This is a genomic window from Citrobacter sp. CFNIH10 (genome assembly GCF_002934585.1).
Lineage (GTDB): Bacteria > Pseudomonadota > Gammaproteobacteria > Enterobacterales > Enterobacteriaceae > Citrobacter_A > Citrobacter_A amalonaticus.
In genome coordinates this window covers 4,139,304-4,163,989 of the sequence record NZ_CP026216.1, presented here as the reverse complement: position 1 = coordinate 4,163,989, position 24,686 = coordinate 4,139,304, and the positions used below count along the sequence as shown (strand labels likewise).

Genomic DNA, 24,686 nt, shown 5'->3' with positions numbered 1-24,686 from the left:
ATGGAATCGCAATCAAAATCCTCCATTGAGATATCGACCAGCGAAGTGCTGGCGGCTGAACTAATCGCCAGCGGCTGGCCGAAAGATGTTATTTTTACGTCATTGAAGGGAATTACCGACCACGATTTTCGTGAAAATGTTATTACTGAGATTAGCCAGCGTTTAAGGGTGGAATTGTTATCCAGACTTAACCTGTATCATGTCTCCAACAGCCTTGAGAATATCCGTGTACGGGCGCTTTCTGTCGGGGCCTACGATGCTGCGGCCCTAGCTGCATCCCGACTGGCGGATTTGCTTCCGTTAGTTACCAAGCCCTAATTTTTCTTTCAGTATTTTTTCGGTCAGAGCAGCACCCACCTTTTGAAGGAGGCTGAATGGGGCCTCCTTCGCTTCTTCCTTTAACCTTTCAAAAACGGGTTTCTGATTAAGCATATTGATGAAATCATGCCCAGTCTGCGTCAGTCTGATAGGTGTCGAAGTATATCCAAAGTTACGTGGCGTCATATGCAAACCAACTGCCTTTGCGTCACAAGTAGTCAAGTTCATGTTGCTGATGAGACCATTTTCAACAATCAACAAAAAATGACCTATAGATTTGTCCAGTTTCTCCTGGTCTTCTTCGTCAACAAAGCCCAGGTCCTTAATGGTGATGAATGGGCCAGGTGCTTCCAAAAAAGTGTTTAACATCCTTTTAATTTCATCAAGTTCAACTTGCATATGTTTTCTTCCGCTCCTTACACCATGTTAATATTCAAGGGATTTTACGACGTTTATAACCATAACCATTCCATTTTTGTCAGAATAATCGATCTGTATCAATAAGTTAAATGCAGGTGGTGAGTGGTGAATTTTGTTGGTACAGATTTGAGGGGAAACTAAAAATGAAAGCTAAAATACTGGCAACCATGATTGCCTGTTGTGCAAGTTTAAGCGCATGGGCACAGACAGGCTCGGGTGAGCAAAACACAGTCAAAAAAGATCCTGCTTCAGGATTCTGGACCTGCAATGGTATACGGTTACATATGGGTGTTGATTTAACTTCCTGGCAAAATCTGGATGATGGTGATACTTACGTGCAAACAGAGCCACCATCACTAGAAAATGATAAGGAGATCGCTGTACATGGTACTTCGTATACCTTTGCCTCAATGCGTAACCCTGCTGTCATCAAATTCTTTGTCGTGGATAAATCAGGGAAAAAACTCTACATGCATGACGATATAAAGTTTTTCAAGTTACACCCTTGCAAACGCGACCAATAAAGTGAACACCCGTCCCGCCACTGCGCGGGATTTTTTGTATACTGGCAGTGTACTTACCTTGAGGAGGGTTTATGTCACAACAGTCGGAACTCTTTGAGCACGATCCGGCCGTCCATCAACTGCTTGACCATATCGACAATATTCCGGTCAGTGAACTTGAACACCACTGGCCGCAGATGCTGGTTGCGCTGGTTGATGTGATGGAGGCAGAATTAAAGCGCCTTAACGTGGGCGCGGATAACCGGATGCTGGCCCGCAAACTGGCGCTGGCGATGTCTCACTATATGGGCGGGCGGCAGTATTATCTCCCTTCCGGTGATAAGCTGGTTAACGCATTGCGTGATGATCTTATTTATTCCCGCTTTAACGGCCGCAATCTGGAAACCCTGCGTCGGGAACATCGTCTGTCACAGACGCAGATTTACGATATTATTGCCCGGCAGCGTAAACTTCATACCCGCCGCCATCAGCCCGATCTCTTTTCGCATTAATCTCCTGTAACGACCGGCTGCGCTCGAGAGCGCGGGTTGTACTCAGATACCGGAATCCCCGATACATCCCCCTTTTTTTTATTCTCGGCAGGTGATCCACATTCGGATAAGCCCATGCCAAAAATCCCCAAAAGCCTGAAAGCGTCTTTACTGGCCATCGCCATTGCCGGCGGCGGTTATCAGGAGATGACGCGGGAAACTCTGGTCCATGTCGAAGGAATTGAATATTACCCCTACCGCGACGTGGCAGGGGTGCTGACCGTCTGCGTGGGTCATACCGGTGCGGATATTCAGATGCGAACCTACTCCCATGATGAGTGTATGGCACTGCTCGACAGCGATTTAAAGCCCGTTCACTCCGCCATTAAACGCCTTGTGAAAGTGCCTTTAACGGATTATCAGCGTACCGCGCTGGCAACGTTCGTGTTCAACACAGGCATCGGTGCGTTTACCTCATCAACTCTGCTTAAAAAGCTTAATGCCGGTGATTTTCAGGGTGCCCGCGATCAGATGCAGCGCTGGGTATTTGCCAGCGGCAAAAAATGGAAAGGTCTGATGACCCGCCGTGAAGTGGAAATGGCCATCTGGTCTGTCGGGGGCATTCATGACCTTAAGTAACGTGGTGCTGGTTGTGTATGGTGCTGTCAGCATTCTGGCACTCGCCGGGTTTGCGGTGGCTCTCGATAAAGAGAAGGACGCCAGTAACCTGCTTCGCCAGGAGCTGCAGACCCAGACACAGGCCCGGAATACAGCGGAATGGCTGCTGCACAGCCAGGAGCAGACCATACAGATATTCAGTGCAATTCGGGTAGCAAATGCTGCATCCCGACGTGAAAGCGAGACCCTTCACAATGAAGCTATGCAACAGATTACTGCAGCCCTCAGTTCGGATGACTGCGCTAAACAGCTTGTTCCTGACGCTGCTGTTGAGTGGCTGCAGCGGCTCGAAAACCGCGCCCGTGCCGGTGGTGGTAATACCGCCGGCCATTGATGCCGAACTGCTGACCGGGACGCCTGTTCCGCAACGGCCGTCGCCGTTCTCCTATGGCGCGTCCGTTAAATGGAATGCCGCCCTGCTGCTGGCGCTGGGCCAGTGCAACCGGGACAAAGACGATGCCCGTCAGCAGGACTTAAAAAGGACAGAAGTCTATGGACGCCGACCAGATTCTGGAGGCTGAAGAATTACTGCGGGATATCTGGCAGCAACAGGGTTATGTCTGGCCCGGCCCTCAGATAGCCCCTGTTGCGCCAGAGCGGATATGCGCATTATGCCGGCGCAGTTGCGGCATAGCTGAACTGACTGACCTGATAGCCCCGTCATGTCCGTTCTGTCATTCAGGGAGTTAATGTGGACCTGTTTACTATTCTGGGATTCTGGCCGTACCTGATGCCCGTCGCGTTCGGCGGTATCGTCTGGGCCATGCGCAGGACCTTTGCGAGTACCGAACGGGTTGAAAAGCTTGAGAACCGTCTGACTGAGATGGAAACCCGGTACGCCAATATGCCTGGCATCGAGGACATACAGGAGACGCGCCTGCGGATGACGGAAATGGCCGGGGACATGAAGGTGATCGGTCAGCAGGTTCGCTCGCTTACTCACCAGATTGAATTGCTGTTAGAAAACGCTGTAAACCGGAGCAACTGATGATTAACGATATTCTGACTGAAGACCGCCGTCTTGTGATCCTGCGCTCTCTGATGGACTGCAACAACGAGGCCAATGAGTCCATTCTGAATGACTGCCTTGATGCGTATGGTCATAACGTGTCCCGCGATCTGGTGCGCACCCAGATTGACTGGTTGCAGGAACAGGGACTGGTGACCGTGGAAGACCTGCGTGGCTTTTATATTGTGACCATCACCGGCCGTGGTCAGGACGTTGCTGAAGGCCGCGCCCGCGTATCGGGTGTGAAAAAGCCCCGCGCACGCTGAGGAGCCATGATGGAAAAGAAACCCACCCGAGGCCGCGCCAGCAAGGTTGATCTGCTGCCTGAAAATGTCCGCAAAACACTGCATGAAATGCTGCGCGATAAGGCTATTCCGCAGGCGCAGATCCTTGATGAAATCAATGCGCTTATCGACGATGCGGGTCTGCCGGAGGATATGCGCCTGTCCCGTTCCGGCCTGAACCGCTACGCCTCCAGTGTTGAACAGGTGGGCCATAACCTGCGCCAGATGCGGGAAATGACCCAGGCGCTGACGACTCAGCTCGGCGATAAGCCGATGGGTGAGACCACCAAACTGATTCTGGAGATGGGGCGCAGCCAGTTGTTTAAAGCACTGATGCGCCAGATTGAAGATCCAGAAGCTGAAGTCGATATCGACATGCTCAAAAATGCCATGCTGGCAGCGCAGCGTCTGGAATCAACAGCCATGTCCAGTCACAAACGCGAGAAAGAGATCCGCCAGGCCTTTGCAGAAGAAGCAGCCAACGCTGTCAGCGATGAGCTACGGGGCAGGGATGGTATGAGCGAAGAGCTGGAGCAGCGTATTCGTAACGTTCTGCTGGGGAAAGCATAATATGGCTAAGCCTGAAAAAAGACTCACCCCACTCAACCAGCCTCGCCAGATTGACCTGCAGGAAGAGGCCTGCAAGCTTGGTGTCGATATTGTCACCGATGCTGACAGCATTAACCCGGCCAGCGAAGCGGCTTTCCTTCCCTATCAGGCCAGGTGGTTCAGCGATGACAGCCAGATTTGCATTGCTGAAAAATCCCGCCGTACCGGTCTGACCTGGGCAGAGGCCGGCCGCAACGTCATGACGGCCGCAAAACCCCGTAAGCGCGGTGGCCGCAATGTCTTTTATGTCGGTTCCCGTCAGGAGATGGCGCTGGAGTACATCGCCGCCTGTGCGCTGTTTGCCCGCGCCTTCAACCAGCTGGCGAAAGCCGACGTTTATGAGCAGACCTTCTGGGACAGCGATAAGAACGAAGAAATTCTGTCGTACATGATTCGCTTCCCGAACAGCAATTTTAAAATTCAGGCGCTGTCCTCGCGGCCGTCCAACCTGCGTGGGTTGCAGGGTGATGTCGTTATTGATGAAGCCGGTTTCCATGAGTCGCTCGATGAGCTGCTGAAAGCGGCGTTCGCGCTGACTATGTGGGGCGCTCGTGTGCGCATTATTTCCACGCATAACGGCGTTGATAACCTGTTTAACCAGTACATTCAGGATGCGCGAGAGGGCCGGAAAGATTATTCCGTTCATCGTATTACCCTGGATGACGCCATCAGCGATGGCCTGTATCGACGTATTTGCTATGTCACTGGTCAGGAGTGGTCCGCCGAAAAAGAGAAAAAATGGCGCGATGACCTGTACCGTAATGCCCCGAACAAAGAGAGCGCCGACGAGGAATATGGCTGCGTGCCGAAAAAATCCGGTGGTGCCTACCTTTCCCGCGTACTGATTGAAGCGGCGATGACACCGGAGCGTGATATTCCGATCCTGCGCTTTGAAGCTCCTGACGATTTTGAGTCCTGGTCGCCGGAACTGCGGGAAGCAGAAGTATCCGCGTGGTGTGAAAAAGAGCTGGCCCCGTTACTGGCTGCGCTCAACCTTCAGCATAAGCACGCATTCGGTGAAGACTTTGCCCGTAATGGCGACCTGACCGTTTTTGTTCCGCTGGAAATCACCGCTGACCTGTATAAGCGTGAGTGCTTTCGCGTCGAGCTGAAGAACGTCACCTATGACCAGCAGCGCCAGATCATGTTGTACATCCTCGCCCGTTTACCTCGCTTTATCGGCGCGGCCTTTGATGCCACCGGTAATGGCGGGTATCTCGCTGAGGCTGCGCGTCTGGTGTATGGCCCGGAGATGATTGACAGCGTGCACCTCTCTGCCGCCTGGTATCAGGAATGGATGCCAAAGCTTAAAGGTGAATTTGAGGCGCAGAACCTGATTATCGCCCGTCACCAGACAACGCTGGATGACCTGCTCAATATCAAGGTCGTCAACGGCGTTCCCCAGATTGATAAGGGCAGAACCAAAGACGCCAATGCCAGTGGCACTGGTGGTAAACGCCACGGTGACTTTGCGGTAGCGCTGGCGATGGCGGTACGCGCCTCTTATATGAATGGTTTTGTCATCGACGAGGACAGCGTGCAGGCACTGCCCGGTAAGCGCCGGGAAGATGCGCATGATGATGAAACCCATGATGACTATCACGAATTTGAAAGAGGATGCTGGTAATGGGCCGTATTCTGGATTTAACGGGCAATCCCTTCGATTTTGATCCTGATTTGCAGACGGCGCAGGAATCACTGGTGATGATGGCCAGGCGTACCCAGGAGCACCCGTCCAGTGGTATCACGCCAAACCGTGCCGCCATTGTCCTGCGTGACGCCGAACGAGGAGACCTGACGGCTCAGGCAGACCTCGCCTTTGATATGGAAGAAAAGGACACGCATCTGTTTTCCGAACTGTCAAAGCGCCGGCTGGCTATTCAGTCTTTGCCCTGGAGCATTCAGCCACCGAAAGACGCCACTCCGCAGGAAAAGAAAGATGCGGCCATGCTCGATGAGATGTTGCAGGATGCTGCCTGGTTTGAGGACGGCATTTTTGATGCCGGTGATGCCATCCTCAAGGGCTACAGCATGCAGGAAATCGAATGGGGCTGGCTGGGTAAGCAGCGCGTACCCGTTGCGCTTCACTGGCGTGATCCAGCGTTATTCTGTACGCCCGAAAGCAATCTGAATCAGCTCAGGTTGCGCGATGGCAGCGCCGACGGTGTTGAACTTCAGCCGTTTGGCTGGTTCCGCCATCAGGCTAAATCCCGTTCAGGATATGCCGGCACGCTGGGGCTGGTGCGAACGCTGGTATGGCCGTTTATCTTCAAGAACTATTCGGTGCGTGATTTTGCTGAGTTTCTGGAGATTTACGGCCTGCCGATGCGCGTGGGCAAGTATCCAACTGGCGCAACCTCCCGCGAGAAAGCCACACTGATGCAGGCGGTCATGGATATCGGGCGTCGTGCCGGCGGCATTATTCCGATGGGGATGGCGCTGGAGTTCCAGAGTGCTGCTGACGGTCAGGCTGACCCATTCCAGGCACAAATCAGTTGGGCTGAGCGGTCTATGTCAAAAGCCATTCTGGGGGGGACGCTGACCACGGAAGCCGGTGACAAAGGTGCTCGTTCACTGGGAGAAGTGCATAACGAAGTCCGTAAAGAGATCCGTAATGCCGACCTGCGGCAGTTGCGTCGCTCAATCAACCGTGACCTGATTTATCCGTTACTGGCAGTCAACAGTCGAACCACCCTCGACCCGTGCCGTTTGCCGGGTGTCGTGTTTGATTCCGGGGAATACGAAGACCTCTCCATGTTTGCGGAGGCCATCCCGAAACTGGCGGTAGGTATGCCGGTTCCAGTGTCCTGGATTCAGGAAAAGCTGAATATTCCCCAGCCGAACGGCAATGAGCCGGTATTTTCTGTCGCATTGTCTTCTGATGGCGAACCGCCTCAGACGGGACAGGCCAGCCTCAGCGCGACAGACCTGAAACAGACCGACGACATTGATGATATGGGCGACGGCGTCAGGCCGGAAGCCCTGCAGCAGGCAATTGATCCGGTACTGAAACCGGTGATTGCTTCCATCATCAAAAACGGTCCCGAAAGGGCGATGCAGGACGCAGCTGCGCTTTACCCTGAACTGGATGACGCGGCGCTGATTGATCTCCTGACACGCGCCATTTTTGTTGCTGATCTCTGGGGACGTATCGATGGCACAGGCAGTTGATCTCGCGTATGCCGCCCGGCTACCGCCCAAAGAGGCGGTGGCCTACTTTCGCGCCAAAGGGCATAACATTACCTGGAACTGGTATGAGCAACTCACAGAAGCCCATGCCCGCGCTTTTACTGTTGCCAAAGCCGTGCGACTGGATGTACTGAACACTCTCCGCGACGAGGTTGATCGCGCTGTTCATGATGGCATCACCCGCCAGGAATTTACCCGGACACTGGCCCCGCGCCTTCAGAAGCTTGGATGGTGGGGTAAACAGATTGTGGTGGATACACAGGGCAACGCAAAAGAAATTGAGCTGGGCAGCCCGCGACGTCTGGCAACCATCTACAACGTCAATATGCGCACCGCCTACAACAGCGGCCGGTATGCGCAGATGATGAACAACGCTGAAGATTATCCATACTGGCAGTATGTGGCCGTTATGGACGGGCGTACCCGCCAGGCCCATGCAGCCCTTAACGGGATGGTGTTTCGCTATGATGACCCGTTCTGGCAGACGCACTACCCGCCTAATGGCTGGAATTGCCGCTGCCGCGTCAGGGCGTTGTCTGCTGAACGTATGAAAGCGCTGGGGCTGAAAGTCAGTTACGGGGCATCATTTGTGCATACACATGAAGTGGATGCCGGCATTGATGAGACCACCGGCGAAGTCTTCCGTACTGACTCCACCACGTTCGACAATGGCCGCGTGAAAATGACGCCGGACGTGGGCTGGTCATATAACCCCGGCTCGGCGGCGTTCGGCACGGACCAGACGCTTATCCGTAAACTTGTCGAAACGAAGGACGCGCAGCTGCGTGAGCAGGTCGTCCAGTCGCTCAACAACAGCCGGGAGCGCCAGCTGGCATTTTCTGTCTGGGCGAAGCGCGTTCTGACCACCCGGCGGGCAGGCAACGCGGTCCAGACGCTGGGGTTCATGACGGAGTCCGTTGCCGGTGCCGTTCGCCAGCGTACCGGCGATACACCGTCGCGTCTGCTGGTCATCAGTGAGAAAAACCTTTTGCACACTGACAGCAGCAAACATCAGCGTACCGGTGTGGCGCTGACGGCTGATGATTTACAGTTACTGCCCTCGCTGATGGCGGCACCGCAGGCCGTTCTCTGGGATAAGGTACACAGCAATCTTATTTATCTGGTCAGCGCCCGTGAAGGTACGGCAAAAGTGGTGGTTAATGCCTCATATGCCCTGAAGCGTCAGGCTGATTTGCTGGATGTGCTGATTAATGCGTACCGTCTGCCGGACGTCGGTTCACTGAAGGCGGCGGTTGCCGGGGGCAATATGGAAGTGCTGGAGGGACGTCTTGATTAAGGCACCGGCAGGAGTCGAACCTGCATACATGCTCCCCACTGGGGTTTACACCGGCTTTACCATTAAGCGTACAGTGCCTGTAACACCAGTATATTCGGTTATTTATCAGGGTTCAAATTATGAGCATTGATCTGGCGGTTGTGGTGGATATTCGCCGCATTCAGACGGCGTTTATGGATCTGGGCGCGATGGCGAATGACGGGGATATCCCACGGGCGGCAGCGGCGGTGCTGCTGTCGTCCACTGAGCAGGCATTTGAGCAGGAGTCTGATCCGGAAACCGGTGCTCACTGGGCGAACTGGAGCGATCCGTATCTTGCGTGGCGTGAAAAGCATAATTATATTCCCGGCTCCATTCTGACCCTTAATGGCGATCTGGCAAGAAGCATTACCACTGACTATGGCCCGGACTGGGCGCTTATCGGTTCCCCGATGATTTACGCCGCTATCCATCAGTGGGGTGGCAAGGCGCGTTATACGGTGCTGGAAGCCCGTCCATACATGGGGCTGGATAAAGTTGGCAGGAAAGAAATCTATGTCGCCATCAAAAAACGCGCTGAAATGGCGCTGAAACCGTAATACACTGACAGTCATGCGATGACCCCGTAAAAATCTTTTAAACGCGTACAGAAAGATTTAAACGTGTTTTAAACGGGGTTATGTTCCTTTCCCCGCTTCGTTTCCCCCCGCGCCCTCATTTTCAGTCAGATACCGGAATCCCCGATGTCTGTTTGCGCACGTAAAAATGGTCCGGCGTTATTCAGACATGAGCGGACCATGAAAACAAAACCCTCCTCAATCGGCATTGCCATTCTTACTGCCAGCATGGATTCAGACGGCTGGTGTCAGTTATTTCCTGCCGGTCGTTTTCGTGCCCGTGATGGCCGTCCCTTTGATGTTCGTGAAGGCTGGCTGATGGACGCGGGTATCGCTGCGCGTCTGATTGATGGCGTCCGGGCGCTGGGGCAGGACATTCTCATTGATTACGAGCATAACCAGCTGCGTAAAGATGAAGGTCTTTCCCCGGACGAGTTGAAGGCGGCCGGCTGGTTTAACGCTGACGAAATGCAGTGGCGTGATGGCCTCGGACTTTACGTTAACCCCCGCTGGACACCTGCCGCCCGTGAATACATTGCCAACGAAGAATATGGCTTCCTGTCTGCGGTTTTTCCTTACGACAGAGCCACCGGCGCACCGACGTTATTACGCATGGTCGCACTTACCAATGACCCTGGCGCAACCGGTATGGAAAAACTGGTGGCGCTCGCGGCGTCTTTTGCTGCTTCAGACACCCACCCCAATGAGGATACTTCGATGAATGAACACCTGCGCCAGTTGCTGGCGCGACTCGGTATCACCCTTGCTGAAAACGCCGACATTACCGTTGAGCAGGCCACCGCTGCGCTGACGGCATTTGATCTGCTGAAGGCCAGGGCGGACAAACATGATGAACTGAGTTCGCAGGTGACTGCGCTCAGCGCTGAACTGACCACAGCCAAAGCCAGCCCGGCCCAGATTGATCTGACTAAGTATGTGCCAGTTGAAACCTATGACGCCCTGCGCCAGCAAATGGCTGAACTGTCCGGGGAGCACTCCACCGCGTCCCTGAGTGCCGTTCTGGACGAAGCCGAACGCGACGGTCGTATCTTCAAATCTGAGCGCAGCTACCTTGAGCAGCTCGGTGGACAGATTGGTGTGGCGGCGCTGTCGGCACAACTGAAGGTCAAGCAGCCTATTGCGGCGCTGACGGCTCTGCAGACCACGACGACCAGCATCCCGGACACTCGCCGTGAAGATCTGGCTGCGCTGTCTGCCGATGAAAAAGCCGCCGCCAAAGCACTCGGCATGTCTGATGCCGAATATCAGAAACTCAAAGAGGAAGACGATAAATGATCGTAACCCCTGCTTCCATTAAAGCCCTGATGACTTCCTTCCGTAAGGATTTTCAGGGTGGTCTGGATGGTGCCCCGTCGCAGTACCAGAAAATTGCGATGACTGTACCGTCGTCTTCTAAATCCAATACCTATGGCTGGCTGGGCAATGCGCCGCAGTTGCGTGAATGGGTGGGTGCCCGCGTGGTTAAACAGATGGCAGCGCATGGCTATGTCATCGATAACAAAACCTACGAAGGCACGGTCGGGATTTCCCGCGATGACTTTGAAGATGACAACCTTGGGGTTTACAGCCCGCTGTTTGCTGAACTGGGACGTTCTGCGGCGGTGCAACCTGATGAGCTGATCTTCGCGCTGTTAAAGGACGGCTTTAACCAGGCCTGCTACGACGGTCAGAACTTCTTTGATACTGACCATCCGGTTTACGCTTCCGCTGACGGAACCGGCGCGGCAACGTCTGTTGCAAACGTATTCCAGCAGTCTGCGGAGTGGACCGGCACGCCGTGGTATCTGCTGGACTGCTCCCGTGTCATCAAACCACTGATTTTCCAGGACCGCCGCAAGGTTGAACTGGTCACCAAAACCCGCATCGATGATGACCATGTCTTCACCGACAACGAGTTCCTGTTTGGTGCAAGCTGCCGTCGTGCAGTCGGCTTCGGTTTCTGGCAGATGGCCTTTGCCATGAACGCCGACCTGACGCTTGACAATCTGTGGACGGGCTGGACGTCCATGCGTGGCTTCAAAGCTGACGGGGGCCGCCCGATGGGCATCAGACCGACGCATCTGGTTGTGCCACCTTCGCTTGAAAAAGCTGCCGTGCAACTGCTGGAGCGTGAGCTGATTGCCGGTCAGAACGGTACGGTCAGCAACGAAATGGCCGGAAAACTGGAACTGGTGGTCGCCGACTACCTGTAACCCCATTTAAAGGCGGTTAATACCGCCTTTAATCCCCGTTTAATGTGGACTCAAAGGGAGAACCCATGTCATGTCGGATGAAATTCAACAAGGGGCTGATGGTATTCAGCCGGGCGCTGAAACAGCTGGTAATGCGCTTTTCCGGGTGGTGGTCAAATGTTACCGCAATGTTTACCGTCGCGCGGGCATCCCGTTCACCCGTGGTGAAAACACCCTGGTGGACGTCACTGCATCGCAGCTTGAAATTCTGCGCCGCGACAGCGTCCTCAAAATCGTATCTGAAACGCCAGCATCGCCGTCGCCGGAATCAGGGGCCGTGGACCACGTGGACGTGGGCACTGAGCTGAATCCTGATTTGTTAAATGCTGCGCAGCTGACTGCGCGGATTCTGGCTGTCGTTAAAGGCCTGGATAAATCGAAAACAGAGCTTTTCACCACAGCCGGTACGCCAAAAGTCGCCGCCGTTTCTGCGGTTCTCGGGGAAACCATCACCGCTGAGCAGCTTAAAACCGCGCTGGCTTCTGTGACTGACGGAGACGAGTAATGAGCTATGCCACTGTTGCCGATATGGTGAAGCGTTATCAGCGCCGCAATCTGGATTTGCTGACCAAAACCCGCACGGATAATGGTCAGCCTGATGACGGCATTATTGATGAAGCCCTGGCGGATGCCACGGCGCTGATGGACAGCTATATCGTTGCCCGCTACACCCTGCCGCTGACAGTGGCCCCGGCAACCCTCCCGCAGGTCTGTGGTGTGATTGCCTGGTATTACCTTAATGATGTCAGGGCAACAGAGCAGGCAACACAGCGCTATAAAGACGCCATCCGCTGGCTGGAAGGCGTGCGCGACGGAAAAATTCCGCTCGGTACGGATACCGACGGCACGTCACCGGAAAGCGAGGACCTGGTGGAAGTCGTCTCCGACCCGTCAGTGTTCTCCCGTAAGCAACAGGGGTTTATCTGATGATCGGTGCAACAGAAACCGCGTTGCTGGACACGGTGAAATCCCTGTTCGGGCAGACCCTGCGCGATATCGACACCCATCCTGGAACATGGGATGACGTGGCGATTAAGCGGATGATCCTGAGCGAACCTGCCGTGTACCTGGCCTGGCTGGGGTGTGGTGAAGGCCGCACAGCCAGAGAGGTTGAGAGTCGCTGGGTGTTCTATGTCTGCGCCAGCATGTTGAATGGCCGCGAAGGAGATCGTCTGGGGGTTTACCAGATAGTTGAGCGTCTGGTCGCCGGAATTAACTGGAAGTCTTTTGGCCCCACATCAGCACTGAAGCTGACCAAAGCCCAGAACCTGTACACGGATGCACAGGGTGCGGCCGGGTGCGCCCTGTACGGTCTGTATTTCAGTGGTCGTACACCCATTGCCGGCGACGTCGATCTCAGCTCGCTGGATGATTATGAGCGCCACTGGCAGACCTGGAAACACCCGGACGGCACACCACCGTTTGAGGCCCATATCAACGTAAACGAGAAAAAACCATGAGCGACACGCTGAAACTGAAACCTGTTGCGGGACGCACGGTTCGCGACCCGAAGACCATGAAGGTACTGGCCGCTGACGGTGAAGAGAAACCGCGTACCAGCTACTGGACCCGCCGCCTCGCTGATGGTGATGTTGCGCTGGTCGAAGCCACGACCAGTGGTGATGCCCGGACAGCTACTGATGCCGGAAACAGCGATAAATCCGCTGCTGATGAATCCCCGACCCCTGCGAAAAAAGGTGCGAAATGAGCGATATCTCTTTTGACCAGATCCCCTCCGATGTGCGCGTTCCGCTCGCGTATATCGAATTTAATAACAGCAATGCCGTTGGCGGTACGCCGGCTCCACGCCAGCGCGTGCTGATGTTCGGCCAGCGTTCGGCTGATACTGATGGTAAACAGACCGGCACTGAACCGTCCGACACGCTGGTACGTATCTACTCACCATCACAGGCCGCAGCGGCATTCGGGCAGGGGTCGATGATCCACCTGATGGCGAAAGCTTTTCTGAAGGCAAATCGTGTGGCTGAGCTTTACTGCATTGCTCAGGGTGACGGTGCCGGCAGTTCCGATGCGGCCACCATCAGTCTGAGCGGGACTGCGACTGAAAACGGAACGCTGGTCACCTATGTTGCCGGCACGCGTATTCCGGTGACGGTCAGTATCGGTGATAAAGGTGCCGACACGGCTACAGCGCTGGCTGCACTGATTAATGCCAGAGCCGACCTGCCGGTGACAGCCTCCGTTGTGTCTGATGCCGGCGGCGAGAACGCGGACCCGACACATGCTGATGTTAAGCTCTCCGCACGTTTTACCGGTCGTTCCAGTGTGACGGACGTCCGCTTTAACTATTACGATCAGGAAATGACGCCGGGCGGTATTGTGGCGACGGTGACATATCCGGCGGATACCAACAGTAACCCTGACCTGGCGAATTCTGTTGCTGCAATGGGTGACCTGCAGTTCAAATATCTGGTTATGCCCTATCTGGACCCGACCAACCTTAACCTGTTGCGTACCGAACTTCAGGAGCGCTGGGGTCCGATTAATCAGGCTGATGGTATCGCGTTTACCAGTTATCACGGCACTCTGGGAGAGATTACGACGTTTGGTCAGAGCCGTAACGACCACCTGCTGTGCTGTCTTGGCGTTCCTGCCACTCCGCAACCGCAGTATGTCTGGTGTGCTTCGCTGACGGCCATCACGGCGGCGTCACTGAGTATTGATCCGGCACGTCCGGTGCAGACGCTGGTTATTCCTGACCTGATGCCACCGGCGACAACCGCCCGTTTTAAATGGGAGGAACGCAACGGATTGCTGTATGACGGCATTTCGACGTTCACGGTCAACGATGGTGGTGAGGTACAGATTGAACGCCTGTGCACCATGTACCGCACCAACAGCTTCGGCGACCCGGACCCGTCTTATCTCAATGTTGAGACCATCGCCACACTGAGTTACCTGCGTTATTCGACACGTGTGCGCATCACGCAGAAATTCCCGCGTCATAAGCTTGCCGATGACGGTACGAACTTTGCGCCGGGTCAGCCTGTCGTGACGCCGGCAACCATCAAAACCGAGCTGCTGGCGCTGTTTACCGAATGGGAAACAGCCGGACTGGTGGAAGACTTCACCACCTTCAAGGATGAGCTGTACGTGGTCCGTAACAAAAATGATCGCGACCGTGTCGATGTGCTGGCCGGGCCGAACCTTATCAACCAGTTCCGCATCTTTGCAGAACAAATCCGCTTCATTCTTTAAGGAGGAGGCATGTCAGGAAATCAACGTCAGGGCGTCGCGTTTATCTACGTCAACGGCCGCGAGCTGGAGACACTGACCGGGACCACATTCACTCCGGCCGGTGATACCCGTGAAACCGTCAAGGGGAGCCGGGTCTACGGCTATAAATCGACGCCGCGCGAGGCCACGCTGGAATGCAAAATCCCGGGCGGCGGGGATATCGGTCTCGATGAGGTCATCAACTGGACGGATATCACGGCGGAGTTCCGGGCTGATACCGGTGAGTCCTGGATGATGCCGAACGCGTGGCAGACCGACGAGCCGCAGAACAGCGACGGTGATATCACCATCAAACTTGCTGCCAAAACCAGCAAACGTATTGCGTAAGGAACCATCATGGAAACCCTCATTAACGACGATAAGCAACAACAGGTGGCTGAAGAAGCCGCACAGCTTGAACAGGAGATCCTGTCCGCGCTTAAACACGGCACGTTCCGTCTTCTCGATGGCCTGCCGTTCGGTCAGGGTGACGAGCTGGAAATGCAGTATGACATTACCTTTCGTGAACTGACCGCCGGCGACATTATTGACGCACAGCTTGCTTCTGAGCGTGTGGTGGAGACAAAACAGGGGCCGCAACTGGTGAGTTCACCTTCGCAAATGGGGCTGGAGATGCTGCGCCGGCAGATTGCGAAAGTGGGCGTGATTAACGGCCCGCTGTCGCTGCTGATGCTCAAGAAGCTTTCCCAGCGCGATTTCCATCGCGTGTCGCTGGCCTCCGATTTGCGCGATCTGGCACAAGCGGCATCAATGATGCCTGAACGGGGGCGAGTGGTTGCAGTGTCGGAATGAGATTGAACAGGCGGCGATAGCGGTCGGCGTCATGCTCAAAGGAGGCCCGGAATGGGCCTTATCCCTTCCTCTGTCCCGCCTTTTCCGGCACTGCAAGCAGGCAGAAAAACTCTTTAAAAGGTAACCATCATGGCCGGGCAATTACGCGCCTCAATCATTATTGATTTAATGGGCAACATTGCCCAGCGTTCCCGCCAGTACGCGGGAAACATTTCTTCAATGGCCCGCAGCAGCCAGGTGGCCATGCGCGGGCTGCGTACCTCCGTTGTTAACGTCTCAAACTCCATTGACCGCCTTGGCTCCAGTGCGACCCGAACATTCGGGATGCTGGCCGCAGGCGGTGCCACCGTTGCCGGTCTGGGTTATACCGCCAATAAGCTCTTTATCAGCATTGCCGCCACCCGTGAAAACCAGCGCATTGCGATGAACTCCCTGTACAAGGGCAATCAGCAGCACGCCACGCAAATGATGCAGTGGGCAATTCAGAACGCAAAAGACTCCACGTGGGGCCTGACGGGGGTCATGCAGGAATTCATTAGTTCCAAAGCATTTGGCATGTCGGATGATGAGACGAAAAACTTTATCACCATGCTCCAGGATCAAGGTGCACTCAAGGGCTGGGATCTGAGTGCGGCGCAAGGGGCCTCTCTTCAACTCAAACAGATGTTCTCACGCCAGCAGATCACCGCTGCGGATGCCAACCTGCTTACCGGCTATGGAATTAACGTTTATCAGGTTTTAGCTGACCGCTGGAATAAAGATATTAAAGAGGTTCGCAAGGCAGGAGAAAAAGGCGAGCTTGGTATTAAGTCCATCATTCAACTGTTTCAAGCGCTCCAGGAAGAATCCAGCGGTGCCCAGAAAAACGCGATGAACAGCTGGACGGGGCTGACGGCGCAGATGGGCGACGTCTGGGAGGATTTCGCCGATAAGCTGATGAACAAAGGTCCCTTTGAGCGGCTCAAGGGCCAGCTGCGCGACGTGCTCGGCTGGTATGACCGAATCAGCAAGCCCGGCGCGAATGGTCTCAGCGAACTGGATACGCTGACTGACGATCTGGCGGACAAATTTAATTCCGCGTTTATCAGTATTAAAAGCGCCGCAGACCAGGCATGGCGGGTGCTGCGAATGGGGAAAAATGCCCTCAGCTGGGTGGATGAGAATATCGTCAGCCTGAAGACGATGGCGAAAGTGATTGGTGGGATCTGGCTTGCCAATAAAGCCCTTCGCATTAGTGGTGCGTTCGTCCGTCCGGCCTGGAACGTGGCGACGTCGCCTTACCGGGCTTACCGCTGGATGCGCGGGCGTAATCAGCCTGGTGCGCCGGGTATGCCCCCGGTTTTATCTAACCCGGCATTAATTCAGCAGGTTTTCGTGACCAACTGGCCCGGCGCGTTCGGCGGTGGTGATGTGTATGCCGGCAACGGCAAACGTAAACGCGGCCCCGGTCGTGGGCGCGGCAGAACTGTGCCGGTTGTTCCGCCCGCGTCACCGGCTCCTGCGGCAAGAGGCGGTATTTTCTCACGTATCTTTGGTGGTGCCGGCTCCATGCTGGCGGGTGCAGGTTCCGCCATCAGCGGTGCCGGTAAATGGATTGCAGGCAGCGCGGCAGGTCGTCTGGTTGCTCGGGGAGCTGCAGGACTGGGGTCAGTTGTCAGCGGCGCGGGTAACTGGCTGGCCAGCAGTGCCATTGGTCGGGTGGCTGCCCGTGGCAGCAAGGCGCTTGGCTGGATGGGGCGCGGCGCAGGTAAAGTCTTCTCACGTCTGGGTGGTCCCGTTATAGCCGGCGCGATGATGGTGCCGACACTGATGGACGAGAATGCCTCAACGGAGCAGAAAGGGTCTGCCATCGGCGGGACCGTCGGAGCCTGGGCTGGCGGCACGGTCGGCTCGCTTCTGGGACCCATTGGCACTGTGGCAGGTGCCACCCTTGGTGGCGTGCTGGGTGATTATCTGGGGGGATGGCTGGGTAACGTCTACAACGATTTTACCAGCAAGAATGACTCTGCTCAGCCACAGACGCCGCCACCTGAGCAAAAAGTCAGCGCACAGGCGCAGCTCAAAATTCAGCTGGCGGATGGCCTGCAAATCACCAGTACAAACGTTCAGGAAGATGGCATGGGAATGAACGTCTGGACCGGCCAGAACCTTTACCCCTACTGACGGAATAAACCATGTTTGAAAGCACTGTAGCCAGTATTAACAGCGTCCGCGACTCTCTGGGGCTGAAAGGCCGGAATGTGAACGGCGTCGGTTCATTCCGTAATGTCCCGTTCCTGACCTACCGCGAGCAGAAACAAAGCGGCGGTCGTCGTATCGTCAAACGTGAGTATCCGCTGCGCGATGCCGGCGGCGCAATCGACCTTGGTCGCAAACTGCGTGAACGGACGTTCAGCGCCTGCCTGCTGGGTAAAAATGTTGAAGCCGAAAAAGACAACCTGATTGAAGCGCTGGAGGCTCCCGGCGCAGGTGAACTGATGCATCCGGATTTTGGTGCGCTGCAGGTCCTTGTGGACAGCTTTGAATGCCGAAAATCCGCCGATGACCTGGACTATTATGAGTTCACCATCACGGTGTATCCGGCTGCTGAAGACAGTGCACCTGAATCCGCGACAGATACGGCTGCGGCGGTGACGGATAAGAAAAACTCCCTGTTTGGCGAACTGGGCGACACGCTCAGTGATGCCTGGCAGACGGTACAGGAAGCCACGGACGGTGCCATTGCGGTAGCGGATGCCATCAGCGGGATATTCGATGATATTTCCGGTATTGTGGAGAACGCGGGGGTTATGGGTTCCGTTAATGGCCTGCTTTCGGCGCTGGCAAAAGTCAAAGGCTCCGCGCAGGGCATGATTAACGCGCCGGCACTGCTTGCCGCTAACCTGCTTGGGGCATTTTCCGGGTTTTCTGATATCACCGATTCCGGTAGCGCATTCCGGTCGTATGAACGTCTGGGCGTCATGCTGAAGCGTCGCCAGTCCGGTACGGATACCACACATCTTGATCAGGCGGCTTCCGCCAATATCAATTCGTTGTATTATGTTGCCACCGTCGCCACGCAGGTCAGTCAGGCCGAAGCGGCATCCGCGGTACTGACCGATGCCCTTAATACCGATACCGGCCTGAGCCGCACCCCCGAACTGACCACCTCAACGCCTTCCAGCTCTGTCGCGCAGGCCACTCCGTCACAGGACTCAGCTACCGGAATCTCAACATCCTCATCCGGCGCGGTAGCCTCTGATACTGCGAATCAGTCCGACACATTCCCGCTGTTTGAAAGTCAGGCTGATATTGAACGGGTCGCCAGTGATACCGGCAAACAGCTCGATGACAGCACCATTGCTGCCTCTGATGCCGGTTTTACCGCCAGCAGTCTTGCGCTTGCCACATTCCGTCTGGTGGTGGTTAACGATTTGCGTACTCGCGGCGTTCACCTCCCGGATGTGCGTTCGGTCAGTCTGAGCCAGACCGAACCGGCACTGGTGGCCCTGTACCGCGAAACGGGTGACAGCCTTCACTGGCAGCGTATGGGTCGCCGTAACAGTATACCGAATCCACTCTTTATGCCGGGTGGCGTGCCGCTGGAGATATTAGATGGCTGATGTAGTTGAGCTGCGCACCGCTGGAAAGATTTTTGCCGGATGGACGACCATCAATATCAATCGCTCCATCGAATCCCTGTCCGGCTATTTTGATCTCGGCGTGAATGTGCAGCCCGACACAGACCTTTCCTCACTCTCACCGGGTCAGCCTTTCACGCTGACCATCAATGGCCAGACGGTCATCACGGGCTACCTCGATGGCCGTCGTCGCAATATGACGGCCGATTCCATGTCGATCACCATCACCGGTCGGGATAAAACCGCCGACCTGATTGACTGCGCCGCCGTGTATCAGGGGCGACAGTGGAAAAACCGTACACTGGCGCAGATTGCCAGCGACCTGTGTTCCCCTTATGGCGTGAAAGTACGCTGGGAACTGACGGACAAAGCGTCTTCTGCGCCCTTCACCACGTTCACCCTCGACTACTCTGAGACCGTGTATGAAGCGCTGGGCCGTGCCAGTCGTGCGCGTGGTGTGCTGATGACCAGCAATGCCGCCGGCGAGCTGGTATTTACCCGTGCCGACGACACGCAGACCGACAAACTGGTGCTGGGCGGAAACCTGCTGGAGCTGGAGTTTGATGAGGATGACCGTGACCGCTTCAGTGAATATCTTGTCGCGGGTCACGGCCGCGCCAGCGGAAAAACCGGCGACGATCAGGACGCGAAGAGTATTGCCAGCCAGAAAGGTCAGGTGAAAGACAGCGAGATCAGACGTTACCGTCCCACCATTATTCTTGCCGACAGTAAAACTGACGCTAAAAGCGCAGAGGGACGCGCCGTGCGCGAGATGCGCCGGCGTCTGGCGAAGTCCCGCACCTTTGAGGCTAAGGTCGATGGCTGGCTGCGCAGTGATGGTTCCCTGTGGATGCCGAACCTGCTGGTCGATATTGACGCCAGTAAGTTCAGCATGAATACCGGCCCGTTGCTGGTCAGTAAAGTCGTGCTTGCACTGGATGATCGTACCGGCGTCGTGACCACACTGACCCTGACGCCACGCGATGGCTGGCTGGTTCCGGTAGAGCCTGACAGCAAGACGAAAAAATCACGTAAAGGCGAGGACAAGAGCGGCATTGATGCCCTTGCTGAAGAGTATTACCGCAAACACCCGGAGAAGCGCCCGTGAGTGAACAGGCATTTTCACGTCTTATCGCACCGGTCATGCGCCGGCTGCGCTTAATGATTGGCCGTGCTGTCATCACGATAGTCAATGACAGCCTCAAAGAGCAGAACCTTCAGGTGACGAGTCTGGATGGTGAACCACTGGACGACGTGGAGCGTCCGCAAAACTACGGGCAGTTCAGTGTCCCGCTGGCCGGGGCTGAGGCCATTGTCCTGAGCCTTGGCGGAGATACGGACTCCGCCGTCGCTGTTGTGGTCGAAGACCGTCGTTACCGTCCAACCGGTCTGGTTGCCGGCGACAGTGGTATTTACCACTACGAAGGCCATCGCATCCGCCTGACAAAAGACGGCCGCGCCATTGTCACCTGCAAAACGCTTGAGGTTTATGCCGATAAAAGAATGGCGGTGACCACACCACTCGCCTCGTTTTCGGATGATGTTGAGATTGGTAAGAACCTGCTCGTTAAAGGTGAGACTGAGTCAAAAGGCTATCTCACAGCGCCAGACGCCATTCTCGCAGGTAAGAGCACCGTGAAACATACCCACGAAGAGCACGGCGACGGTGGAGGAACCACGGGGCCAATGCAATGACCGACCTTGCTTTTGTCTGGAACAACGGCCGGGGCAATATCGCCCAGGATGGCACTGACATGCTGACCGACGACAGTCTGACCAGTGACGTCATTATTTCCCTGTATACAGACCGCCGGGCGCTGGATTCGGATGAGATACCGGGTGGTGATACTGACCGTCGTGGGTGGTGGGGCGACAGTTTCCGCCCCCGTCCCGTCGGATCACGGCTCTGGCTGTTGTCACGTGAGAAAACGCTCCAGTCCGTACTGGATCGCGCCGCCGAATATGCGCTTGAGGCGCTGCTCTGGCTGAAAGAGGCACAGCGCGTTAAAAAAATCAGCGTGGCATCCAGTCAGCCCGTCGCCGGGTGGCTTCAGCTTGACATTGAGCTGACCCTGCCAGACGGGGCAGTGATGCCCTACACGTTTAAATCGCAATTTAACGGAATTTAACATGCCTTATAAAGCCCCCGGACTTTCAGAATTAATTGCCCGCGCTGAAAATAATATTCAGCAGCGACTGAAAGGTTCTGTATCCAGTAACCAGGAAAAAATTCTGGGCGTGATGGCCTACGCGCAGGCCGGGCTGGATGCCGGGCTGCATGAGCACCTGTCATGGGTATACCGCCAGATTATTCCGGGGGACGCGGATGAGGCAGAGTTACTGAAGCATTGCCAGTTCTGGGGTATTCGACGCAAACAGCCAACGCCTGCCGGTGACAATATTACCGTTCCTGTGAATGTTGCCGGTACTATCCCCAAAAATACCCGCTGGCAGCGAAGTGACAGCACGGTTTACCTTCTTGAGAATGACCTTGAGGTGACGACGCCGGGGCAGACCGCCGTTCCTGTGGTGGCGGTGATTTCTGGTGCGGCGGGTAATGCTGCGCCGGGTACGATCCTGACGCTGGTGACGCCCGTTGCGGGTGTGGGTGCTCAGGCTGTTGCAGAGAACGGACTGACGGGGGGCAGCGATATTGAGCCTGTCGCCGAGTTGCTGGCCAGACTGGAGTTCCGTGCCCGGCATCCGCCCTGTGGCGGGAACCGGTATGACTATGAGCGCTGGGCGCGTGAATGTGCCGGTGTGACCCGCGCATGGTGTGAGCCAACCTGGCAGGGGCCGGGAACCGTCGGTGTGACCTTCGTCATGGACAGTAATGCTGACATTGTGCCCGGACAGGCCGACATTGATCGCGTTGCCGCTTATATTGCCGGTCACCCAAATCCGGTGACGGGCGTTATTGAAGGTCAGCCGGAAGGGCCGGAGGTGACAGTCTTCGCGCCGACATTAAAACCGGTGCCCATGACGATAAAAATCTCGCCAAAAACGGATGAACTTAAAGCAGAAATAACCAGAGGGATTAACGCGCTTTTTTATAATAAATGCGAGCCAGGGGGAACCATTAATCCATCCGGTATCGTTCGCATTATTGCTGCCAGTCAGTCGCTGACCGATTTTGAATTAGTCCAGCCGACCGCAGCGGTATATTCCGAAAGTACCGAATTACTGGTTCCGGGTGAAATAACATGGGCATGACAAAATACCAGCGCGTTTTTCTGCAATTATTACCCACCGGCCTTGCGTGGAATAAAGACCCGGATAAAACGCTGGGTAAGCTTGCCGGGGCGCTGGCTGATTCGCCAGAACAGGATGCGGAAAGCATTGAGAAGGTGCTCAGTGAGCGCTTTCCTGACCAGTCAACCGTATTGCTGGATGACTGGGAAAAGTGGCTGGGTCTGCCTGACTGTACCAGTGCAGGTCAGACCATCGAAGAACGGCGGACCGCTGCGGCCGAAAAATATCGCATGGTGGGAAGCCTGAACCGTCAGTTTTACATCGATCTCGCAGCCCGTTACGGCTTTGATATTGAGATTGAATCATTCAGTGACGGGGCTTATGCGACCTGTATGGATAACTGCCTTACCCGGTTACGTAAGAATTACGGGCGCTTTACGTCCCATATTATCGTTAAAAACCATATCGACTACCGGAATGCGACGGTGCTGGACAATTGTCTGACGCCTTTACGTGTTTATTCAGGCGGCGTTCTTGAATGTCTGTTTGAGAAATATAAACCCGCGCATCAGGTATTCATTTATATCTACCAGTAAAAGGAATGCATCATGTTCCATTTAGACAATAACAGTGGCGTTTCTGCCATGCCTCCAGTGGGCACGGTGCAGAGTTCCGCGCCGCGCTGGTTCACTGAAGGTGGCGGCGGAACACCTGCCAGTTATCCGGGTGCCGCATGGTACAACATTATCCAGGCTGAATTACTGAACTTCCTGAGTGCCTACGGTATCGCACCGGACAAGGCACAGTTTAACCAGCTCCAGCTGGCGATTGAGGAAGCCATCAGTCAGAAAGCGACAGCGGCCAGCCCGTTACTCGCTGCAATCGCCGCGCTTGTCACGTCAGCTAATAAAATGCCTTATTTCACCGGCAAAGATAAGGTGGCCATGACGGACCTGACCGCTTTCGCCAGAACGTTGCTCAGTCGTGATGATGCCGCTGGCGTTCTCTCAGACCTTCAATTGGGAGAAGCGGCAAAACGGGATGTCGGCACCGGCGCAAATCAGATCCCAGATATGAATAGCTTTGCATTCCTTGCGTCAGGATCCGGTTATACATATTTACCTAACGGATTAATTTTGCAGTGGGGAATAATTACAACGAGTGCAAACGAAGTGACCGTAACACTACCGATTATCTATCCGAATGCAATTCTCAACGTTTTTGCCGTTTCAGCACACACGCCCGGAAATGCAACTACGTCTGTTGCAGCATTCGGCACTTACATTACATCCGGTGTGCGAGGGTCGTTCACTGCTCGCAGTAGCATTTCGACAATCGGCGGACGTTTTTTGGCTATAGGGTATTGATATGAACAATTATTTTTACAGCGCATCTGAAAATGGATTTGTTGATGGCGATAAGAAGGAAGTTTACGAGCGAGCGGGAACCTGGCCAACGGATGCCGTAGAGGTTGACGCAGCAACATTTGTTGAATTCACAGGGCTGCCGCCAGACGGGAAAGTGAGGATTGCCGGTGATGATGGGATGCCCGCGTGGGGAGACGTACCGGCTAAATCGCAGGCTGAGATGGTTGCAGAAGCAGAGGAAACACGTCAACAACTCGTTGACACTGCAATGCAGTCTGTCAGCACTATCCAGCTAAAATTGCAGGTGGGCAGAACGCTGACAGACGCGGAAGCGACAAAACTGAATATTGTGCTGGATTATATCGACGCGGTTAACGCTATAGATACGACCAGCGCGCCAGATATTAACTGGCCTGTTCCCCCGGAAGCGTAGGCCAGACGGGTTTTGCTGTATCTACGCGCATCAGCAGAACCCGATATTTCTTCCAGTCAGCCAGCGCGACTGTTTCCTCATCCGTCGCGATACCGGCGTCAACAGCATCCTGCCGCCAGGCAATTTCAGAATCTGCGTTAGCCTTCAGACTCAACTTCATTTTTTCTGCGTCCGCTATTTTTTCCTCATATGTTGGGAGCGGGACATCAACCCATGCAGGCATACCATCAACCACTCCCCGCACTTTTCCTACAGGCGACACCCCGTTAAATTCAGCCTCAACAGTATCATCAATATCAATTAAATCACTAAGGTCATCCCATGACGATTGATAAGCAGGGAGCATTTCAATCGGGAAAACGCGTTATATTTTGCTGA

The 24,686-nt window shown here is 55.1% G+C and carries 33 protein-coding genes and 1 tRNA gene; 31 read left to right on the top strand and 3 right to left on the bottom strand.

Features of this window, described 5'->3' with window-relative positions:
• Positions 1-318 (top strand): hypothetical protein, encoded by a 318-nt coding sequence (locus C2U53_RS23995; RefSeq protein WP_104446555.1) that lies wholly within the window; start codon positions 1-3, stop codon positions 316-318.
• On the opposite strand, the gene C2U53_RS23990 is transcribed toward C2U53_RS23995, so the two are convergent.
• Positions 301-717: a DUF2513 domain-containing protein gene (locus C2U53_RS23990; protein ID WP_104446554.1), complete on the bottom strand. Its 417-nt coding sequence runs from the start codon at positions 715-717 to the stop codon at positions 301-303. The genes C2U53_RS23995 and C2U53_RS23990 overlap by 18 nt on opposite strands.
• A gap of 164 nt (positions 718-881) precedes the next feature.
• Here C2U53_RS23990 and C2U53_RS23985 point away from each other — a divergent pair, with 164 nt between their 5' ends.
• The 11 genes from C2U53_RS23985 to C2U53_RS23940 all read left to right on the top strand — a co-directional run bounded on the left by C2U53_RS23985 (position 882) and on the right by C2U53_RS23940 (position 8,798).
• Positions 882-1,262 carry a hypothetical protein gene (locus C2U53_RS23985; RefSeq protein ID WP_172740591.1) on the top strand — a complete coding sequence of 127 codons (381 nt, stop codon included), beginning with the start codon at positions 882-884 and terminating at the stop codon, positions 1,260-1,262.
• Between the two features lie 71 nt (positions 1,263-1,333).
• Complete coding sequence (locus C2U53_RS23980; RefSeq protein ID WP_104446552.1) at positions 1,334-1,753, top strand: Mor transcription activator family protein; 420 nt, start codon at positions 1,334-1,336, stop codon at positions 1,751-1,753.
• Between the two features lie 114 nt (positions 1,754-1,867).
• On the top strand, positions 1,868-2,371 hold the full coding sequence (locus C2U53_RS23975) for a lysozyme (protein WP_104446551.1): 504 nt from the start codon (positions 1,868-1,870) through the stop codon (positions 2,369-2,371).
• Entirely contained in the window at positions 2,358-2,744 is a 387-nt protein-coding gene (locus C2U53_RS30015) for a DUF2570 domain-containing protein (protein WP_172740555.1), read from the top strand. Before C2U53_RS23975 ends, C2U53_RS30015 begins: the two co-directional genes overlap by 14 nt.
• Positions 2,722-2,931, top strand: coding sequence for a peptidase (locus C2U53_RS23970; protein WP_246876135.1), 210 nt, complete (start codon positions 2,722-2,724; stop codon positions 2,929-2,931). Before C2U53_RS30015 ends, C2U53_RS23970 begins: the two co-directional genes overlap by 23 nt.
• A 170-nt stretch (positions 2,932-3,101) precedes the next feature.
• A complete protein-coding gene (locus tag C2U53_RS23965) occupies positions 3,102-3,398 on the top strand; it encodes a DUF2730 family protein (RefSeq protein ID WP_104446549.1) in 297 nt (98 codons plus the stop codon).
• The gene (locus C2U53_RS23960) at positions 3,398-3,685 is read left to right on the top strand and encodes a hypothetical protein (RefSeq protein WP_104446548.1); all 288 of its coding nucleotides are present in this window, start codon (positions 3,398-3,400) and stop codon (positions 3,683-3,685) included. Before C2U53_RS23965 ends, C2U53_RS23960 begins: the two co-directional genes overlap by 1 nt.
• A 9-nt stretch (positions 3,686-3,694) precedes the next feature.
• Positions 3,695-4,273 carry a DUF3486 family protein gene (locus tag C2U53_RS23955; RefSeq protein WP_104446547.1) on the top strand — a complete coding sequence of 193 codons (579 nt, stop codon included), beginning with the start codon at positions 3,695-3,697 and terminating at the stop codon, positions 4,271-4,273.
• Between the two features lies 1 nt (position 4,274).
• Positions 4,275-5,939 (top strand): hypothetical protein, encoded by a 1,665-nt coding sequence (locus C2U53_RS23950; RefSeq protein ID WP_104446546.1) that lies wholly within the window; start codon positions 4,275-4,277, stop codon positions 5,937-5,939.
• Positions 5,939-7,483: a DUF935 domain-containing protein gene (locus C2U53_RS23945; RefSeq protein WP_104446545.1), complete on the top strand. Its 1,545-nt coding sequence runs from the start codon at positions 5,939-5,941 to the stop codon at positions 7,481-7,483. The genes C2U53_RS23950 and C2U53_RS23945 overlap by 1 nt, the downstream gene beginning before the upstream one ends.
• Positions 7,467-8,798 carry a phage minor head protein gene (locus C2U53_RS23940; protein ID WP_104446544.1) on the top strand — a complete coding sequence of 444 codons (1,332 nt, stop codon included), beginning with the start codon at positions 7,467-7,469 and terminating at the stop codon, positions 8,796-8,798. Before C2U53_RS23945 ends, C2U53_RS23940 begins: the two co-directional genes overlap by 17 nt.
• Here the strand turns inward: C2U53_RS23940 and C2U53_RS30010 are convergent.
• Positions 8,798-8,876 (bottom strand) — tRNA-OTHER (locus C2U53_RS30010). The genes C2U53_RS23940 and C2U53_RS30010 overlap by 1 nt on opposite strands.
• A gap of 41 nt (positions 8,877-8,917) precedes the next feature.
• Between C2U53_RS30010 and C2U53_RS23935 the strand changes: the two genes are divergently transcribed.
• From C2U53_RS23935 to C2U53_RS23845, 19 genes are all read left to right on the top strand, one after another.
• On the top strand, positions 8,918-9,376 hold the full coding sequence (locus tag C2U53_RS23935) for a phage virion morphogenesis protein (RefSeq protein WP_104446543.1): 459 nt from the start codon (positions 8,918-8,920) through the stop codon (positions 9,374-9,376).
• A gap of 198 nt (positions 9,377-9,574) precedes the next feature.
• The gene (locus C2U53_RS23930) at positions 9,575-10,690 is read left to right on the top strand and encodes a phage protease (protein ID WP_104446915.1); all 1,116 of its coding nucleotides are present in this window, start codon (positions 9,575-9,577) and stop codon (positions 10,688-10,690) included.
• Entirely contained in the window at positions 10,687-11,607 is a 921-nt protein-coding gene (locus C2U53_RS23925; protein ID WP_104446542.1) for a Mu-like prophage major head subunit gpT family protein, read from the top strand. The genes C2U53_RS23930 and C2U53_RS23925 overlap by 4 nt, the downstream gene beginning before the upstream one ends.
• 70 nt (positions 11,608-11,677) lie before the next feature.
• The gene (locus tag C2U53_RS23920; protein ID WP_172740590.1) at positions 11,678-12,151 is read left to right on the top strand and encodes an HI1506-related protein; all 474 of its coding nucleotides are present in this window, start codon (positions 11,678-11,680) and stop codon (positions 12,149-12,151) included.
• Positions 12,151-12,573 carry a gp436 family protein gene (locus tag C2U53_RS23915; protein ID WP_104446541.1) on the top strand — a complete coding sequence of 141 codons (423 nt, stop codon included), beginning with the start codon at positions 12,151-12,153 and terminating at the stop codon, positions 12,571-12,573. The genes C2U53_RS23920 and C2U53_RS23915 overlap by 1 nt, the downstream gene beginning before the upstream one ends.
• On the top strand, positions 12,573-13,106 hold the full coding sequence (locus C2U53_RS23910) for a phage protein Gp37 (protein ID WP_104446540.1): 534 nt from the start codon (positions 12,573-12,575) through the stop codon (positions 13,104-13,106). Before C2U53_RS23915 ends, C2U53_RS23910 begins: the two co-directional genes overlap by 1 nt.
• Positions 13,103-13,354, top strand: coding sequence for a DUF2635 domain-containing protein (locus C2U53_RS23905; RefSeq protein WP_104446539.1), 252 nt, complete (start codon positions 13,103-13,105; stop codon positions 13,352-13,354). Before C2U53_RS23910 ends, C2U53_RS23905 begins: the two co-directional genes overlap by 4 nt.
• Positions 13,351-14,865 carry a phage tail sheath subtilisin-like domain-containing protein gene (locus tag C2U53_RS23900; RefSeq protein ID WP_104446538.1) on the top strand — a complete coding sequence of 505 codons (1,515 nt, stop codon included), beginning with the start codon at positions 13,351-13,353 and terminating at the stop codon, positions 14,863-14,865. Before C2U53_RS23905 ends, C2U53_RS23900 begins: the two co-directional genes overlap by 4 nt.
• A gap of 9 nt (positions 14,866-14,874) precedes the next feature.
• A complete protein-coding gene (locus C2U53_RS23895) occupies positions 14,875-15,231 on the top strand; it encodes a phage tail tube protein (protein ID WP_104446537.1) in 357 nt (118 codons plus the stop codon).
• A 9-nt stretch (positions 15,232-15,240) separates the two neighbouring features.
• Entirely contained in the window at positions 15,241-15,696 is a 456-nt protein-coding gene (locus C2U53_RS23890; RefSeq protein ID WP_104446536.1) for a phage tail assembly protein, read from the top strand.
• Between the two features lie 129 nt (positions 15,697-15,825).
• Complete coding sequence (locus tag C2U53_RS23885; protein WP_104446535.1) at positions 15,826-17,859, top strand: tape measure protein; 2,034 nt, start codon at positions 15,826-15,828, stop codon at positions 17,857-17,859.
• 11 nt (positions 17,860-17,870) lie between these two features.
• The gene (locus C2U53_RS23880; protein ID WP_104446534.1) at positions 17,871-19,298 is read left to right on the top strand and encodes a DNA circularization protein; all 1,428 of its coding nucleotides are present in this window, start codon (positions 17,871-17,873) and stop codon (positions 19,296-19,298) included.
• Positions 19,291-20,424 carry a phage baseplate assembly protein gene (locus C2U53_RS23875; RefSeq protein WP_104446533.1) on the top strand — a complete coding sequence of 378 codons (1,134 nt, stop codon included), beginning with the start codon at positions 19,291-19,293 and terminating at the stop codon, positions 20,422-20,424. The genes C2U53_RS23880 and C2U53_RS23875 overlap by 8 nt, the downstream gene beginning before the upstream one ends.
• Positions 20,425-20,459: 35 nt before the next feature.
• Complete coding sequence (locus tag C2U53_RS23870) at positions 20,460-21,011, top strand: phage baseplate assembly protein V (RefSeq protein WP_104446913.1); 552 nt, start codon at positions 20,460-20,462, stop codon at positions 21,009-21,011.
• Positions 21,008-21,445 (top strand): phage GP46 family protein, encoded by a 438-nt coding sequence (locus tag C2U53_RS23865; RefSeq protein WP_104446532.1) that lies wholly within the window; start codon positions 21,008-21,010, stop codon positions 21,443-21,445. The genes C2U53_RS23870 and C2U53_RS23865 overlap by 4 nt, the downstream gene beginning before the upstream one ends.
• Position 21,446: 1 nt before the next feature.
• A complete protein-coding gene (locus tag C2U53_RS23860) occupies positions 21,447-22,529 on the top strand; it encodes a baseplate J/gp47 family protein (protein ID WP_104446531.1) in 1,083 nt (360 codons plus the stop codon).
• Positions 22,520-23,104 carry a YmfQ family protein gene (locus tag C2U53_RS23855; protein ID WP_104446530.1) on the top strand — a complete coding sequence of 195 codons (585 nt, stop codon included), beginning with the start codon at positions 22,520-22,522 and terminating at the stop codon, positions 23,102-23,104. Before C2U53_RS23860 ends, C2U53_RS23855 begins: the two co-directional genes overlap by 10 nt.
• 12 nt (positions 23,105-23,116) lie before the next feature.
• Entirely contained in the window at positions 23,117-23,875 is a 759-nt protein-coding gene (locus C2U53_RS23850; RefSeq protein ID WP_104446529.1) for a hypothetical protein, read from the top strand.
• A 1-nt stretch (position 23,876) separates the two neighbouring features.
• Positions 23,877-24,308 carry a tail fiber assembly protein gene (locus tag C2U53_RS23845; RefSeq protein WP_104446528.1) on the top strand — a complete coding sequence of 144 codons (432 nt, stop codon included), beginning with the start codon at positions 23,877-23,879 and terminating at the stop codon, positions 24,306-24,308.
• On the opposite strand, the gene C2U53_RS23840 is transcribed toward C2U53_RS23845, so the two are convergent.
• Positions 24,280-24,654, bottom strand: a complete 375-nt coding sequence (locus C2U53_RS23840) for a tail fiber assembly protein (RefSeq protein WP_104446527.1) — start codon at positions 24,652-24,654, stop codon at positions 24,280-24,282. The two genes, C2U53_RS23845 and C2U53_RS23840, sit on opposite strands and share 29 nt — an antisense overlap.
• Positions 24,655-24,686 lie beyond the last annotated feature (32 nt).

Bases quoted from the DNA above. Each gene is read 5' to 3' on its own strand.
- C2U53_RS23850 (WP_104446529.1), top strand. From the start codon at position 23,117: ATGTTCCATTTAGACAATAACAGTGGCGTTTCTGCCATGCCTCCAGTG.
- C2U53_RS23940 (WP_104446544.1), top strand. From the start codon at position 7,467: ATGGCACAGGCAGTTGATCTCGCGTATGCCGCCCGGCTACCGCCCAAA.
- C2U53_RS23885 (WP_104446535.1), top strand. From the start codon at position 15,826: ATGGCCGGGCAATTACGCGCCTCAATCATTATTGATTTAATGGGCAAC.
- C2U53_RS23945 (WP_104446545.1), top strand. From the start codon at position 5,939: ATGGGCCGTATTCTGGATTTAACGGGCAATCCCTTCGATTTTGATCCT.
- C2U53_RS23855 (WP_104446530.1), top strand. From the start codon at position 22,520: ATGGGCATGACAAAATACCAGCGCGTTTTTCTGCAATTATTACCCACC.
- C2U53_RS23845 (WP_104446528.1), top strand. From the start codon at position 23,877: ATGAACAATTATTTTTACAGCGCATCTGAAAATGGATTTGTTGATGGC.
- C2U53_RS23840 (WP_104446527.1), bottom strand. From the start codon at position 24,654: ATGCTCCCTGCTTATCAATCGTCATGGGATGACCTTAGTGATTTAATT.
- C2U53_RS23985 (WP_172740591.1), top strand. From the start codon at position 882: ATGAAAGCTAAAATACTGGCAACCATGATTGCCTGTTGTGCAAGTTTA.
- C2U53_RS23865 (WP_104446532.1), top strand. From the start codon at position 21,008: ATGACCGACCTTGCTTTTGTCTGGAACAACGGCCGGGGCAATATCGCC.
- C2U53_RS23995 (WP_104446555.1), top strand. From the start codon at position 1: ATGGAATCGCAATCAAAATCCTCCATTGAGATATCGACCAGCGAAGTG.
- C2U53_RS23960 (WP_104446548.1), top strand. From the start codon at position 3,398: ATGATTAACGATATTCTGACTGAAGACCGCCGTCTTGTGATCCTGCGC.
- C2U53_RS23890 (WP_104446536.1), top strand. From the start codon at position 15,241: ATGGAAACCCTCATTAACGACGATAAGCAACAACAGGTGGCTGAAGAA.
- C2U53_RS23990 (WP_104446554.1), bottom strand. From the start codon at position 717: ATGCAAGTTGAACTTGATGAAATTAAAAGGATGTTAAACACTTTTTTG.
- C2U53_RS23920 (WP_172740590.1), top strand. From the start codon at position 11,678: ATGTCGGATGAAATTCAACAAGGGGCTGATGGTATTCAGCCGGGCGCT.
- C2U53_RS23905 (WP_104446539.1), top strand. From the start codon at position 13,103: ATGAGCGACACGCTGAAACTGAAACCTGTTGCGGGACGCACGGTTCGC.
- C2U53_RS23895 (WP_104446537.1), top strand. From the start codon at position 14,875: ATGTCAGGAAATCAACGTCAGGGCGTCGCGTTTATCTACGTCAACGGC.
- C2U53_RS23875 (WP_104446533.1), top strand. From the start codon at position 19,291: ATGGCTGATGTAGTTGAGCTGCGCACCGCTGGAAAGATTTTTGCCGGA.
- C2U53_RS23900 (WP_104446538.1), top strand. From the start codon at position 13,351: ATGAGCGATATCTCTTTTGACCAGATCCCCTCCGATGTGCGCGTTCCG.
- C2U53_RS23980 (WP_104446552.1), top strand. From the start codon at position 1,334: ATGTCACAACAGTCGGAACTCTTTGAGCACGATCCGGCCGTCCATCAA.
- C2U53_RS23955 (WP_104446547.1), top strand. From the start codon at position 3,695: ATGGAAAAGAAACCCACCCGAGGCCGCGCCAGCAAGGTTGATCTGCTG.
- C2U53_RS23935 (WP_104446543.1), top strand. From the start codon at position 8,918: ATGAGCATTGATCTGGCGGTTGTGGTGGATATTCGCCGCATTCAGACG.
- C2U53_RS30015 (WP_172740555.1), top strand. From the start codon at position 2,358: ATGACCTTAAGTAACGTGGTGCTGGTTGTGTATGGTGCTGTCAGCATT.
- C2U53_RS23925 (WP_104446542.1), top strand. From the start codon at position 10,687: ATGATCGTAACCCCTGCTTCCATTAAAGCCCTGATGACTTCCTTCCGT.
- C2U53_RS23975 (WP_104446551.1), top strand. From the start codon at position 1,868: ATGCCAAAAATCCCCAAAAGCCTGAAAGCGTCTTTACTGGCCATCGCC.
- C2U53_RS23860 (WP_104446531.1), top strand. From the start codon at position 21,447: ATGCCTTATAAAGCCCCCGGACTTTCAGAATTAATTGCCCGCGCTGAA.
- C2U53_RS23915 (WP_104446541.1), top strand. From the start codon at position 12,151: ATGAGCTATGCCACTGTTGCCGATATGGTGAAGCGTTATCAGCGCCGC.
- C2U53_RS23950 (WP_104446546.1), top strand. From the start codon at position 4,275: ATGGCTAAGCCTGAAAAAAGACTCACCCCACTCAACCAGCCTCGCCAG.
- C2U53_RS23910 (WP_104446540.1), top strand. From the start codon at position 12,573: ATGATCGGTGCAACAGAAACCGCGTTGCTGGACACGGTGAAATCCCTG.
- C2U53_RS23880 (WP_104446534.1), top strand. From the start codon at position 17,871: ATGTTTGAAAGCACTGTAGCCAGTATTAACAGCGTCCGCGACTCTCTG.
- C2U53_RS23930 (WP_104446915.1), top strand. From the start codon at position 9,575: ATGAAAACAAAACCCTCCTCAATCGGCATTGCCATTCTTACTGCCAGC.
- C2U53_RS23870 (WP_104446913.1), top strand. From the start codon at position 20,460: ATGCGCCGGCTGCGCTTAATGATTGGCCGTGCTGTCATCACGATAGTC.